Origin of the sequence: Kitasatospora sp. NPDC059817 (assembly GCF_042731835.1) — a bacterium.
In the GTDB taxonomy this organism is placed as follows: Bacteria; Actinomycetota; Actinomycetes; order Streptomycetales; family Streptomycetaceae; genus Kitasatospora.
The window spans coordinates 1-12,633 of the sequence record NZ_JBHWIR010000203.1; the positions used below are offsets into that span (position 1 = coordinate 1).

Here is a 12,633-nt window from a genome sequence, read left to right on the forward strand (position 1 = left end):
GTGCCGGGCTCGGGCTCGCCATCGTGCGCGGCATCGTCGAGGCGCACGCCGGGCGGGCGGAGGTGCGCAACGTCGCCGGGGGCTGCTGCTTCGAGATCGCCCTGCCCGCGCCGCGCGCCCGGAGGGAATGACGAGGCAGGTCCCGGGGTCCGCGTTTCGAGCGCGCGGCCTACTCGGCCTACTCGGCCACGGCCTCGCGCAGCCGCTTCTTGTCCGGCTTGCCGACCGACGTCAGCGGGATCTCGTCCACGAGGTGCAGGGCCTCCGGCGCGTAGATCCGACCCTTGCGGGCCGTGACGAACGCCTGGACGTCCGCCAACTCGGGCTGCTGCCCCGGAGCGGGAACGACGGCGACGTGGACGTGCTCCGCCTCCTGCGCGTCGCGCACGCCGAAGACCGCGCAGCGGGCGATCGCCGGGTGGGTGAGGAGGAGGTCCTCCACCTCGGACGGGTAGACGTGCCCGCCGACCACGATGATCAGGTCCTTGACCCGGTCGGCCAGGTAGAGGTAGCCGTCCGCGTCGAAGTAGCCGACGTCGCCGGAGTTCAGCCAGCCGTCGCGCAGCACCTCGGCGGTCAGGTCGGGCCGCTTCCAGTACCCGGCCATGAGTCCGGCCGATCGGATGTGGACCTCGCCCTGCTCTCCGGTCGGCAGCCCGGTGCCGTCCTCGGCGCGGATCTCCACGTCGACGCCCGGGAGGGGCCGGCCGACCGAGACCTGGCCGCCCTGTGCGATCCGGTCGTGCCCCTCCGGGGTGAGGAAGGAGATCAGCTGCGCCTCGGACATCCCGTAGATGCCCACCAGGACCGGCCCGAACACCTTGAGCGCCTCGCGGATCCGGGTCGGCGAGGCGGCGCAGCCCCCGTACATGATCTGCCGGAGGCTGGACAGGTCGGTGCGGCCGATCGCCGGGTGGTCGAGCAGCTGGTAGAGCAGCGGCGGCAGCGCCCAGAGGCTGGTGATGCGCTCGCGCTCGACGGCGGCCAGGACCTCGCCGGGGTCGAAGGTGCGCTGGAGGACCACCGTGCCGCCGTGGTGGAGCGTCAGGTCGGAGAAGATCCCGGCGAGGTGGGCGAGCGAGGTGGCGGCGAGGAAGCGGGGCGCCTCGTCGGCCGTGCCGGCGGAGCCGAACGAGGTGTCGAAGACGCCGCGGTAGGGGCCGTGCAGGCTGACGATGCCCTTCGGGATTCCGGTGGTACCGCCGGTGTGGCGGATGCCGAGGTCGTCGTCCGGGCCGATCCGGACGGCGGGCGGCTCGGCGGGGCGGTTCGCGGCGGCGGCGATCACGTCCTCGCCGACGGTCGCTGGTCCGGCGCCGAGGCGCAGGACGGTCGGCACGTCGATCAGGGGCAGCAACTCGGCGGCCTCCGCGTACCGTTCGGCGTCCACGAGGAGGACGGCGGCGTCGACGCTTGCCGCGACCTCGGCCAGGACGGGGGTGCTCATACCGTCGTACAGGGTGACCACCCGCGCACCTGCGAGGCCCGCGGCGTAGCGGGCGCCGAGTGCCTCGGCGGTGTTGCCGGTGAGGAGGGTGACGGTGTCCCCGCGGGTGACGCCCCGGGCGATGAGCTCGTGGGCGAGGCGGTAGGTGGCGGCGGCGAAGTCGCCGGCGGTGATCTCGACGCCGTCGGCGGTGACGATGGCCCGCCGGCCGGGGTCGGCGGAGAGGGACCGGAGGATCAGGGCGGGTGCGCTGACGAATTCCTGGTCGTTCACGGCCACATCTCCCTTGTAGTTTGCAACCATGCCGCCAGGCTAGCCCCATCCTCCGCTCTTCACCGGCGAGTTCCGGCCGACATCGGACGGGCAGTCAGGTGCGGCGCCGGACCGCGGCGCCGCCGCGAACTCGGCCATCCCGGCGGAGAACGGCACCTGCGGGCGCCAGCCGAGTTCGGCGCGCAGCCGGGAGGAGTCGGCGGTGATGTGCCGGACGTCGCCCAGGCGGTACTCGCCGGTCACCAGCGGTGCCGGGCCGCCGTACGCCGCCGCCAGCGCCCCGGCCAGCTCGCCGATCGTGCGGACCTCGCCGCTGCCCACGTTGTAGGCGCGGAAACTGCCCGGCGCGCGGGCGGCAAGGGCCTCCAGCGCGGCGAGGTTGGCCGCGGCGACGTCCTCGACGTGGACGAAGTCCCGGCGCTGGCCGCCGTCCTCGAACACCCGGGGGGCCTCGCCCCGGGCCAGCGCCGAGCGGAACAGCGAGGCGACCCCCGCGTACGGGGTGTCGCGCGGCATGTCCGGCCCGTACACGTTGTGGTAGCGGAGCGTCAGGACGGCGCCCTGGCAGGCCCGGGCCCACACGGAGGCCAGGTGCTCCTGGGCGAGTTTGGTGGCCGCGTACACGCTGCGCGGGTCGGCCGGGGCGTCCTCGGCGACCAGGCCGGGGCTCAGGGCGCGGCCGCAGGCCGGGCAGGGCGGTTCGAAGCGCCCGGCCTCCAGGTCGGCCGGGCGGCGCGGGCCCGGGGCGACGTCGCCGTGCGCGGGGCAGCGGTAGCGGCCCTCCCCGTACACCACCATCGAGCCGGCCAGGACGAGGCGGCGGACGCCGCTGCGGGCCATCGCGGCGAGCAGGACGGCCGTGCCGAGGTCGTTGCAGCCCGCGTAGGCGGGGGCGTCGTCGAGGTCCAGCCCGAGGCCGACCATCGCCGCCTGGTGGCAGACCGCGTCCACCCCGGCCAGCGCCCGCTGCACGGCGGCGGCGTCCCGGACGTCCCCCTGCTCGAAGGCCACGCCCCCGGGCAGTTCGGGGGCCCGCCCCGGGGGGTGGACGGCGGGCAGCAGTGCGTCCAGCACCCGCACCCCGTGCCCGGCCGCGACCAGCGCGCGGACCACGGCCGACCCGATGAACCCGGCTCCGCCGGTGACCAGAATCTCCATGCCGCCGACGCTAGCCGCGCGGGGCGGCGGATCGGGCGTGGACGGACCGGCTGTCAGGGATCGGTAATCCTCCCGGCGTAACCGGCGTGACAGGCGTAACTGGTGTGACCGGCCTGGCCGGTGTCACGGTTGATCGCCGCCCGATCCGAGCCGGCGTTCAACTGGCGTTCGCCGGAAGAACCTTCGCCGGTGGCCCGGGCGCCCGGTTCGGCTGGGACTCTCCTGGGCGTTTCCCGGAGCCTTGGAGGCGACAGTGTCACATCCCTCGCGCAGAACGGTCCTTCGGACGGGTACCGCGGCCGGTGCGCTGGCCGCGCTGCCCGCGTCCACCCTCCTCTGGACGCAGCCGGCCCTGGCGGGCACCCCCGGACCGGAGCAGATCCACCTCCAGTGGGGCAACGAGCCGTCCCGCGAGATGACCGTCTCCTGGGCGACGGCCGCCACCGTGCGCCGCCCCCGGGTGCGGATCGGCACCCCGCGCGGCGGCGCCGGCCACACCGTGGACGCCGAGACCCGCACCTACGTCGACGGGCTCAACAAGGTCGAGACGTACACCCACCACGTCCGCCTGGACGGCCTGCGGCCCGACACCACGTACGTCTACGAGGTGCTGCACGACGGCTCCGGCCCGGTGCGCGGCACCTTCCGCACCGCGCCCGCGCGCGGCCGGGCCGCGTTCCGTTTCACCAGCTTCGGCGATCTCGGCACCGGCGACAACGTGTTCAGCAAGTCCTCGATCCACGGCGCCGCCGCCGTCCGCCAGGTCGAGCAGTTCGCGCCGCTGTTCCACCTGCTCAACGGCGACCTCGCGTACGCCAACAACAACCCGCAGCGCCAGCCGCAGTGCTGGAACGCGTTCATGAACAACCTCGCCAAGTCGGCCGCCGGCCGGCCCTGGATGCCCGCGCCCGGTAACCACGAGGTCGAGGCCGGCGGCGGGGACCTCGGCTACGCCTCCTACCTGACGCGCTTCGAACTGCCCGACAACGGCACCCGCGACTACTGCGGCAACTGGTACAGCTTCCAGGTCGGTTCGGTGCTGTTCGTGAGCCTCGACGGCAACGAGATCGCCGTCGAGGACGACGCCAGCCTCGACCCGGCCACCGGCCAGTCCATCTACATCAGCGACTACAGCGAGGGCGCCCAACTCCGCTGGCTGGAACGCACCTTGGCGCGCGCCCGGCGCGGCCGCGCGGTGGACTGGGTCGTCGTCAACCTGCACCAGTTCGCGATGTCCTCCTCGGCCGCCAGCCACGGCGGCGACATGGGCATCCGCGAGAAGCTGCTGCCGCTGCTCGACCGTTACTCCGTCGACCTCGTCCTGGCCGGGCACGACCACGACTACGAGCGCACCCACCCCGTCCGCGGCACCGCGCCGGGCGGCCTGCTCACCCCGGCCGTCGCCGACGACGACCTGCGTCGGATCGACACCTCGCAGGGCACCGTCCACCTGATCCTCGGCGGCGGCGGCACCGCCGGCCACGACGACGTCTACCTGCCCGCCGACGCGGACGGCGTCCGCCAGGCCTCCGTGCGCACCCAGCGGCTCACCTTCAAGGCCGACCCGGACGCGAAGGAGCAGGCCCACTGGTCCGCGGTCACCGACCCGGACACCGCCTTCCCGTACGGCGTCGCGGTCTTCGACGTCGACCCCGGGCCGGTGCCGGGCGGCCGCACCACCATCACCGTCAGCTACTACCACTCCCCGTCCGCCACCGCGGCCAACCCGTTCCCGACGCCGGTGCTCTTCGACCGCTTCACCCTGTACCGCGACCGCAGCGACGGCTGGGGCGACCGGGACCGGAACGACGACCGGAGCGACGAACAGGGCGAGGACTGGAGCGAGGACCAGGGCGAGGGCGAGCGCACCGGCTCCGAGGTCGGCGCCGGGCGCCGGTAGCGCCTCGCGTCCTTGCAGGGCCCGCCGCGTGGAGGGCGCGGCGGGCCCGGGGGTGCCTTGTACCGCACCCGGGTGCGGCGGACAATCCGCAGTTCGTCGTAGGACAGGCCGTGGAGCAGTAGGCAAGACTGGCGTATGGCATGTCCATGTCTATTGCAGGCAGTTCGGATCAGCCGCTCGGATCAACAGCACGTGCCACTCGCACTCCCAAACCATCAGAAGGTCGGAAGCGATGCACCTCCGTGCCACGACCCGCAAACTCCTCCTCACCGGCCTGGCGCTCGCCTTCGGAGCCGCCCCGCTGCTGGCGGTCCCGGCCCAGGCCACCACCGCGTCCGCCGTCGCACTCGCACCGGTGAGCGCGGCCGCGTCCGTCGCGCGGCCGAGTGCCCCGATCGCGGTCTCGACCGCCCTCTTCGCGCTCGCCCCCGATCGCGGCGCCGTCTTCAACTGGAACGGCGCCACCTGGACCCAGGTCGGCGGCCCGGCCGCCACCATCGTCTCCGGCGGTGGCGGTCTGGTCGCCACCAGCCCGGCCACCGGCGACCTCTACGTGTACAACTGGAGCCCCGACAACTGGACGAGGATCGGCGGTCCGGGTGCCCAGTTCGCCGTGGACGGCGGCGGACACGTCTTCGGGCTCAGCCCGGACCGCAGCGGCGTGTACCAGTGGCAGGGCGGTACCAACTGGACCCAGATCGGAGGTCCGGCCGGCAGCATCGTCGCCGGCGGCAACACCCTGATCGCCACCAACCCCACCAGCGGTGACGTCTTCCGCTACGGCGGGGCGCCCAACAGCTGGTCGCGGATCGGCGGCCCCGGCGCCCAGTTCGCCGTCGACGACGCGGGCGGTGTGTACGGGCTCACCCCGGACCGCGGTGGCGTGTTCCAGTGGCAGGGCGGCGCCACCTGGACCCAGGCCGGTGGCCCGGCCGGCAGCATCGTGGCCGGCGGCGGCCGCACCCTGCTGGCCACCGACCCGACCAGTGGCGACGTCTTCCGCTACGGCGGGGCGCCCAACAGCTGGTCGCGGATCGGCGGCCCCGGCGCGGAGTTCAGCATCGACGGCGCCGGCACCGTGTACGGGCTCAGCCCGGACCGCAGCGGCGTCTTCAAGTGGCTGGGCGGCACCAACTGGACCCAGGTCGGCGGCCCGGCCGCCTGGCTCGCCGCGTCCTGAGCGTGCCCTGAGTTCGCCGTGCCGTGAGCTCGCCGTGTCCTGAGCTCGCCGTGGCCTGAACCCCGAACACTGCGCCACCCCGGGCCCGTCGCGCGTACCGCGCGGCGGGCCCTTCGTCCGTTCAGGCGGCCCTGGGGAGGGCGGCCGAGCGGGCGCTGGTCCATGCGGGGCGGGTGGTGACGGAGGGTCGTCGCGGCGGGCCGGTCCGGTGGTGACGGGCGGTCGGGCGGCGGGTTGGGCCGTTGGTGACGGCGGGTCGCCGTCGTGGCTGGGCTGTCCGTGCGACGGGTGCCCGCCCCGGCGCGCGGGCCACTGGCGGGGCGGTTAGCGTCGGCCGCAACACGGTTTCAGTTATGGGAGGTTGGCAGTGCAGCGGTGGATCATTGTGACGGCCCTCACCACGGCCCTCGGCGGGCTCACGGTACCGGCCCTGGCCGCCGACCCGGCGCCGGCCGCGGCTTCGGCGGCCGCTCCGGCCCGGGTGCGGGACGGGGACGCGGCCCCCACGGGCGTCACTCTCGGTGAGGCCCGGATCGACTCGAAGGTCCCCGGCCGGGTCCGGGTCGACGTCGAGTACGTCTGCGGGGTCGCGGAGGAGGCCCGGTCGCTCACCGTCTCGGTCGAGCAGCGGGACCCGGAGGACACCTCCTCGACGGCCTTCGGCTCCAGCCGGACGGCCGAGGCGGACGTGATCTGCGACGGGACGGCGCGGCAGCGGCAGCTCGTCGTCCAGTCCAAGACGGTCAACTGGATCCCGGGCGCGGACGCCGTCCTGATCGCCACGGTCTCCGACCTCGGCGCCACCCCGCCCGCGTCCTCGGACGCCCGGCGGGTCCCGCTCTTCAGTTCCTGATGCGGTCGCGGGCCCGGGCCGTGGCCGCCGTGCTCCTCGGCACCGCCCTCGCCGCCTGCACCGTCAGCGTGGGCGGCCCGGACGCAGGCCAGGACGCAGGCCCGGATTCGGGCTCGGCTTCAGGCCCGGGGCCGACCGGGTCCGTTTCGGCGACCCCGGCGACCCCGGCGACTCCGGCTGCCCCGGCCGCCTCGCCGTCCTCGGCCACCGCTCCCGCCCCGGGGGCGGTGGCCATCAGGGACTTCGTGTTCGAGCCGGCGAACTTCACCGTCCGCCCGGGCGCCGTCGTCACGGTCCGCAACGCCGACACCGTCGACCACACCCTCACCGCCCAGGACCGCAGTTTCGACACCGGCACCATCGCCCCGGGCGCGTCCGCGACCTTCACCGCGCCGGCCCGGCCGGGCGCCTCCTCGTACCTGTGCACCCTCCACCACTTCATGCGGGGGATCCTGACGGTGTCCTGAGTCGACCGGTCCGTCGGCCGCGTGGGCGCCGGGTGCGGCTGCTCCTGAATCGCAAGCCCACAGGTGAACGGGGCTGCTGCTATCCGCTGCCATGTTCTACAGTTCTGTAGAACATGGAGAACAGTGAACGGGGGCACGGCATGGACAGGCCGCTTCGACTGCCGCAGCAGGATCGGGCCGATTTCGAGACGGAGCTGGGGAGGGCGCTGGCCGGGTCGCAGGTGCGGGCGGCCCTGCGGGCGGTGGGGGACGAGGGGCCGGGGGTGGAGCGGTTGCGGCGGTGCGCCCGGGAGAACGCGGAGTTCGTGCTGGCGGCGGCGGCGCCCGAGTACGAGCGGTACGCGGCGCTGCGGGCGGACCAGGACGCGGTGGCGCGGCTGCCGGTGGACGAGCCGGGGCGGCAGCGGGTGTCCGGGTGGTGGGGGGTGCTGGGGGTGATCGTGCCGATCATCGCCGGGGTGGCGGCCGCGATCCTCCTGCTGCTCGGGTACGCGCTGGGGCTGGCGGACGACGCCGAGGTGCTGGGGCACGCGCTGGTGGGCGCCGGGTGGGTGGCGGCCGGGGTGGCCGCGGTGAGCCTGCTGGTGGGCGGACTGGGGCTGGTGGGCGCGGCCTCGCGGTCGAGGTCGGCGGAGTCCGGCGGGGAGGCCGGCGTCCTGGGGGAGCTGGGGCTGGCGCGGGACGCCTGGCGGTCGGCGCTGGCGGAGCGCGGCCTGGTGCCGTTCCTGCTGGCGCAGGCGGGCGCGGGGGCGCCCGGCCGGCGCCGCTGACGCCGCCGGCTCAGTCGTGGCGGGTGCGGGCGGCGTCGACGAGGAGGTGGGCGGCGTCGAGCGGGATGCCGAGTCGGCGGGCGATCCACGGGGCCGGGCGGCCGGCCCGGGCGAGCATCCAGGCGGAGTACAACTGGCCCAGCTGCGGGGCCTGGTGGGCGAGCAGGAGCGGGCGCACGGCGTCCATCGGGAAGTCTTCGAGGGCGCGGGCGCTGTACTCGCGGCCGTTGGGGCCGGGCGGGGGTAACGGGAGCGGGCGGCGGGTGTCGAGCCAGCGCCCGAGCAGCACCGCGCCGACCGCCAGGAGGCCGGAGCCGGAGGCGCCGATCAGGATGGCGTTGATGACCGGGCGGTCCTCCTCCTCGGCCAGGCCGAGGGCGAGTTCCTCGGCGACGAGGAGGGCGAGGACGGTGAGCAGCACCGCGGCTTCGGCGGGGCGCGGGTAGGGCCGGGACGTCGTCATGGGATACCTCTCCTCGGCGGGGAAGACCGGGGCGGGTGAAGGGGCCGTGGACGGCGGTGGCGGCAGGGCCGACGTGGGTGACGTGGCGTCAGGAAAACTTGACGTCGCGTCAGAAAGCGTGCGCGACGGGTGTGTTCACCGTCTCGACCGTGCTCACCGTCTGCCGGAGGCGGACCGGGGCATGCGGGGGTGGGGGCGGGTGGTGCGGCCCGCACTGCTGCTGTCCATGCGTCTCGCCTCCTTCCGGTCGGGCGCGCCATGCTGGTGCGTTCGTCGACGGGGCAAGGGGGGGTCATCCTCGGACTTCGGGACAGCATAGCCCGGCCCTCACGCCAACTTCGACACCCTTGTCGAAGTTGGCGCCGGTGCGAGGGCCCGCCGTTGGAGGATCGACCAGGTGGGGCCGGGTGCGGCTGGTGTGCGGGCCCACTCGTGCCCGACCGGTCGCCGCCGCTTCAATCGCCGTACCGAAGGAACGGGACCGGCCAGGGGCGATGGAGCGACATGGATCTGAACACGGTGGCCGAGCTGTGCGACGCCCGCCGGGGCGGCACCTGGCGGCCCGGGGACGCCTGGCTCGGCGGCGGGACGTACCTGTTCTCCGAGCCGCAGCCGTACATCCGCCGGCTGATCGACCTCGGCCGGATGGGCTGGGAGCCGCTCACCCCGACCCCGGACGGCGGCCTGGAGATCGCCGCGACCTGCACGGTCGCCCAGCTCTCCCGCCACCCCAAGCCCGCCGCCTGGACGGCGGCGCCGCTGTTCGAGCAGTGCTGCCGGGCGTTCCTGGCCTCCTGGAAGATCTGGAACATGGCCACCGTCGGCGGCAACCTGTGCAACGGCCTGCCCGCCGGTCCGATGATCTCGCTGACCGCCGCCCTGGACGGAGTCTGCCTGCTGCGGGCCCCGTCGGGGGAGCAACGCCGCGTCCCGGTGGCGGAGTTCGTCACCGGCGCCGGCGTCAAGGACCTGCGGCCGGGTGAGCTGCTGCGCTCGATCACCCTGCCGGGCCGGGCGCTGGCGGCCCGGACGGCGTTCCGCCAGGCCTCGCTGTACGGGCTGGGCCGCTCCGGCGTGCTGCTGATCGGCACCCTCGACCCGGTGGACGGTTCGCTGACCATCACCGTCACCGCCGCCACCGTCCGCCCGATCCGGCTCTGGTTCCCGCCGGGGCCGAACGCGGCCGCCGTCGAGGAGGCGGTCCGAGGCGGCATCCGGTCCGAGGAGTACGTCGACGACATCCACGGGCTGCCCGCCTGGCGGCGGCACCTGACCTTCCGGTTCGCCGAGCAGATCCGCCGTGAACTGGACCCCGCCCGGCCGGCCCCGCCGAGTACGGCCGGACCGGGCCTGGCCGGCCCGGATCTGGTTGGACCGGGCCTGGCCGAGGAGGCCGCCGCATGAGCTTCTCGATCCGCGTCAACGAACGGGACTTCGACGCCGAGCCCCGCCCGGGCCAGTGCCTGCGCACCTACCTGCGCGAGCGCGGCTGGTTCGGGGTGAAGAAGGGCTGCGACGCCGGCGACTGCGGCGCCTGCACCGTGCAGGTGGACGGCACCCCGGTGCACAGCTGCCTCTACCCGGCGGCGCGCGCCGAGGGGCGGTGCGTCACCACGGTGGAGGGCCTGGCCAAGGACGGCGAACTGCACCCGATGCAGCAGCGGTTCCTGGACGCCCAGGGCTTCCAGTGCGGCTTCTGCACGGCCGGCTTCCTGATGACCGCCAGTGCCCTCGATGAGGAGCAACTCACCGACCTCCCCAGGTCGTTGAAGGGCAACCTGTGCCGCTGCACCGGCTACCGGGCGATCGAGGACGCGATCCGCGGTGTCCGGCACACCGAGGAGCCCGAGGCCGGCCGCGCCGTCGGCCGCAGCCTCGGCGCGCCCTCCGGGCCGCAGGTCGTCACCGGCACCGCCCGCTACACCTTCGACGTGGAGGTGCCGGGGCTGCTGCACCTGAAGCTGCTGCGCTCCCCGCACCCGCACGCCCGGATCGTCGCCATCGACACCGCGGCCGCGCTGCGCGTGCCCGGCGTGCACGCGGTGTTCACCCACCACGACGCGCCCGAGCGGCTGTACTCCTCGGCCCGGCACGAGCACCCGACCGAGGATCCGGACGACACCCGGCTGCTGGACGACGTGGTCCGCTTCGTCGGCCAGCGGGTCGCCGCGGTGGTCGCCGACAGCGAGGCGGCCGCCGAGGAGGGCTGCCGCCGGATCGCCGTCGAGTACGAGCAACTCCCGTACGTTCTGGACCCGGAGGAGGCGATGGCGCCCGGCGCGCCGGTGCTGCACGCCAAGGGGCCGCAGGCCCGGATCGCCCGGCCGGAGAACAACGTGTGCGGCGAGGTGCACGGCGAGATCGGCAGCGTGGAGCAGGGCTTCGCCGAGGCCGACGCGGTCTACCAGGAGACCTTCCGCACCCAGCGGGTGCAGCACGCCAGCCTGGAGACGCACGGCTGCGTCGTCTCCTTCGAGGAGCGGGAGGACGGCGCCGGCGAGCGGCTGGTGGTGCGCTCCAGCACCCAGGTGCCGTTCCTCACCCGGCGCGCGCTCTGCGCCCTGTTCGACCTGCCGGAGGAGGAGGTCCGGGTGGTGGCGGGCCGGGTCGGCGGCGGCTTCGGAGGAAAGCAGGAGATGCTGACCGAGGACATCGCGGTGCTGGCGGCGCTGCGGCTGCGCCGGCCGGTGAAGCTGGAGTTCACCCGGGCCGAGCAGTTCTACGGCGCCACCACCCGGCACCCGTTCACGATCACCGTCAAGGCGGGCGCGAAGGCGGACGGCACGCTCACGGCGCTCAGCTTCCGGGTGGTGTCCAACACCGGCGCGTACGGCAACCACGGCCCGGCGGTGATGTTCCACAGCGTCGGCGAGTCGATGGGCGTCTACCGGGTGCCGCACAAGAAGGTCGAGGCGTACTCGGTGTACACCAACTGCGTGCCGGCCGGCGCCTTCCGGGGCTACGGGCTCGGGCAGGTGACCTTCGCGGTGGAGTCGGCGATGGACGAACTGGCCCGCCGGCTGGGCATCGACCCGCTGGAGTTCCGCGAGCGCAACGTCATCGGCCCCGGCGAGCACCTGCTCAGCCCCGGCGGCGAGGAGGAGGACCTGCACATCGCCAGCTACGGCCTCGACCAGTGCCTGCAAGTCGTCCGCGACGCGCTCGCGAACGACCGCAGCGCGGCGGACGCCCCCGAGGGCTGGCTGGTCGGGCAGGGCTTCGCCATGGCGATGATCGCCACCGGCCCGCCCGGCGGGCACTTCGCCGACGCCGCCGTCGCCCTGCTGGAGGACGGCGGTTACGACGTCGCCGTGGGGACCGCCGAGTTCGGCAACGGCACGACCACCGTGCACCAGCAGATCACCGCGGGCGCGCTCGGCACCACCGTCGACCGGATCGCGATCCGGCAGTCCGACACCGACGTCGTCCGGCACGACACCGGCGCCTTCGGCTCGGCGGGGACGGTGGTCGCGGGCAAGGCGGTGATGCGGGCCGCGAACGCGCTCGCCGAACGGCTGACCGACTTCGCCGCCGAGTACGCACGGACCCCGCGCAGCCTGGTCCGGCTCGGCGCCGAGGCCGTCGACTGCGACGGGCGCGGCATCCCGCTGAAGGAACTGCACGCGGCGGCGCGGGAACGCGGCGTCGACCTCGTCGGCACCGGGCACTGGGGCGGCTCGCCGCGCTCGGTGGCGTTCAACTCGCAGTGGTTCCGCCTCGCCGTCGACCCGGACACCGGGGAGATCCGGATCCTGCGCAGCGTGCACGGCGCCGACGCCGGGCGGGTGATGAACCCGATGCAGTGCCGCGGGCAGGTCGAGGGCGGGGTCGCCCAGGCGCTCGGCGCGACGCTGTTCGAACGGGTGCTGCTGGACGACCGGGGCGAGGTCACCACGGCCGCCTTCCGCCGCTACCGCCTGCCCGCGTACGCCGACGTGCCGCGCACCGAGGTGCACTTCTCGACCACCTCGGACGCGATCGGCCCGCTCGGCGCCAAGTCGATGAGCGAGAGCCCGTTCAACCCGGTCGCCCCCGCCTTCGCCAACGCCCTGCGCGACGCCACCGGCATCCGCTTCACCGACCCGCCGTTCCTGCGCGACCAGGTCTGGCAGGCGCTCGCCG

At 74.5% G+C, this 12,633-nt stretch carries 10 protein-coding genes and 1 pseudogene; 8 read left to right on the plus strand and 3 right to left on the minus strand.

Annotation, left to right across the window (positions count from 1 at the left end; translation table 11 throughout):
• Positions 1-131, plus strand: a pseudogene (locus tag ACFV61_RS30200) (two-component sensor histidine kinase); the annotation flags it as partial.
• A gap of 47 nt (positions 132-178) precedes the next feature.
• On the opposite strand, the gene ACFV61_RS30205 reads toward ACFV61_RS30200, so the two are convergent.
• Together ACFV61_RS30205 and ACFV61_RS30210 are read right to left on the minus strand one after the other, a co-directional pair.
• Positions 179-1,720, minus strand: a complete 1,542-nt coding sequence (locus ACFV61_RS30205) for an AMP-binding protein (RefSeq protein WP_380431070.1) — start codon at positions 1,718-1,720, stop codon at positions 179-181.
• 39 nt (positions 1,721-1,759) lie between these two features.
• Positions 1,760-2,878 carry an NAD-dependent epimerase/dehydratase family protein gene (locus ACFV61_RS30210; RefSeq protein WP_380495050.1) on the minus strand — a complete coding sequence of 373 codons (1,119 nt, stop codon included), beginning with the start codon at positions 2,876-2,878 and terminating at the stop codon, positions 1,760-1,762.
• Positions 2,879-3,131: 253 nt separating this feature from the next.
• Between ACFV61_RS30210 and ACFV61_RS30215 the strand changes: the two genes are divergently transcribed.
• From ACFV61_RS30215 to ACFV61_RS30235, 5 genes are all read left to right on the plus strand, one after another.
• On the plus strand, positions 3,132-4,778 hold the full coding sequence (locus tag ACFV61_RS30215; protein ID WP_380495053.1) for a purple acid phosphatase family protein: 1,647 nt from the start codon (positions 3,132-3,134) through the stop codon (positions 4,776-4,778).
• Positions 4,779-5,010: 232 nt separating this feature from the next.
• The gene (locus ACFV61_RS30220) at positions 5,011-5,958 is read left to right on the plus strand and encodes a hypothetical protein (protein WP_380495055.1); all 948 of its coding nucleotides are present in this window, start codon (positions 5,011-5,013) and stop codon (positions 5,956-5,958) included.
• Positions 5,959-6,325: 367 nt separating this feature from the next.
• On the plus strand, positions 6,326-6,811 hold the full coding sequence (locus tag ACFV61_RS30225; RefSeq protein ID WP_380495057.1) for a hypothetical protein: 486 nt from the start codon (positions 6,326-6,328) through the stop codon (positions 6,809-6,811).
• Positions 6,811-7,278 carry a cupredoxin domain-containing protein gene (locus tag ACFV61_RS30230; RefSeq protein ID WP_380495059.1) on the plus strand — a complete coding sequence of 156 codons (468 nt, stop codon included), beginning with the start codon at positions 6,811-6,813 and terminating at the stop codon, positions 7,276-7,278. The genes ACFV61_RS30225 and ACFV61_RS30230 overlap by 1 nt, the downstream gene beginning before the upstream one ends.
• A 140-nt stretch (positions 7,279-7,418) precedes the next feature.
• The gene (locus ACFV61_RS30235) at positions 7,419-8,048 is read left to right on the plus strand and encodes a hypothetical protein (protein WP_380495061.1); all 630 of its coding nucleotides are present in this window, start codon (positions 7,419-7,421) and stop codon (positions 8,046-8,048) included.
• A 10-nt stretch (positions 8,049-8,058) separates the two neighbouring features.
• Here ACFV61_RS30235 and ACFV61_RS30240 read toward each other — a convergent pair whose 3' ends face one another.
• Positions 8,059-8,511: a hypothetical protein gene (locus ACFV61_RS30240; RefSeq protein ID WP_063346563.1), complete on the minus strand. Its 453-nt coding sequence runs from the start codon at positions 8,509-8,511 to the stop codon at positions 8,059-8,061.
• A 504-nt stretch (positions 8,512-9,015) separates the two neighbouring features.
• Here ACFV61_RS30240 and ACFV61_RS30245 point away from each other — a divergent pair.
• Together ACFV61_RS30245 and ACFV61_RS30250 are read left to right on the plus strand one after the other, a co-directional pair.
• Positions 9,016-9,915, plus strand: coding sequence for an FAD binding domain-containing protein (locus ACFV61_RS30245; protein WP_380495063.1), 900 nt, complete (start codon positions 9,016-9,018; stop codon positions 9,913-9,915).
• A partial coding sequence (locus ACFV61_RS30250) for a molybdopterin-dependent oxidoreductase (RefSeq protein WP_380495065.1) occupies positions 9,912-12,633 on the plus strand: 2,722 nt, incomplete at its 3' end. The genes ACFV61_RS30245 and ACFV61_RS30250, both read left to right, overlap by 4 nt.

Excerpts from the sequence above, each read along its gene's own strand:
- ACFV61_RS30235 (WP_380495061.1), top strand. The coding sequence starts at position 7,419 with ATGGACAGGCCGCTTCGACTGCCGCAGCAGGATCGGGCCGATTTCGAG.
- ACFV61_RS30240 (WP_063346563.1), bottom strand. The coding sequence starts at position 8,511 with ATGACGACGTCCCGGCCCTACCCGCGCCCCGCCGAAGCCGCGGTGCTG.
- ACFV61_RS30220 (WP_380495055.1), top strand. The coding sequence starts at position 5,011 with ATGCACCTCCGTGCCACGACCCGCAAACTCCTCCTCACCGGCCTGGCG.
- ACFV61_RS30245 (WP_380495063.1), top strand. The coding sequence starts at position 9,016 with ATGGATCTGAACACGGTGGCCGAGCTGTGCGACGCCCGCCGGGGCGGC.
- ACFV61_RS30230 (WP_380495059.1), top strand. The coding sequence starts at position 6,811 with ATGCGGTCGCGGGCCCGGGCCGTGGCCGCCGTGCTCCTCGGCACCGCC.
- ACFV61_RS30210 (WP_380495050.1), bottom strand. The coding sequence starts at position 2,878 with ATGGAGATTCTGGTCACCGGCGGAGCCGGGTTCATCGGGTCGGCCGTG.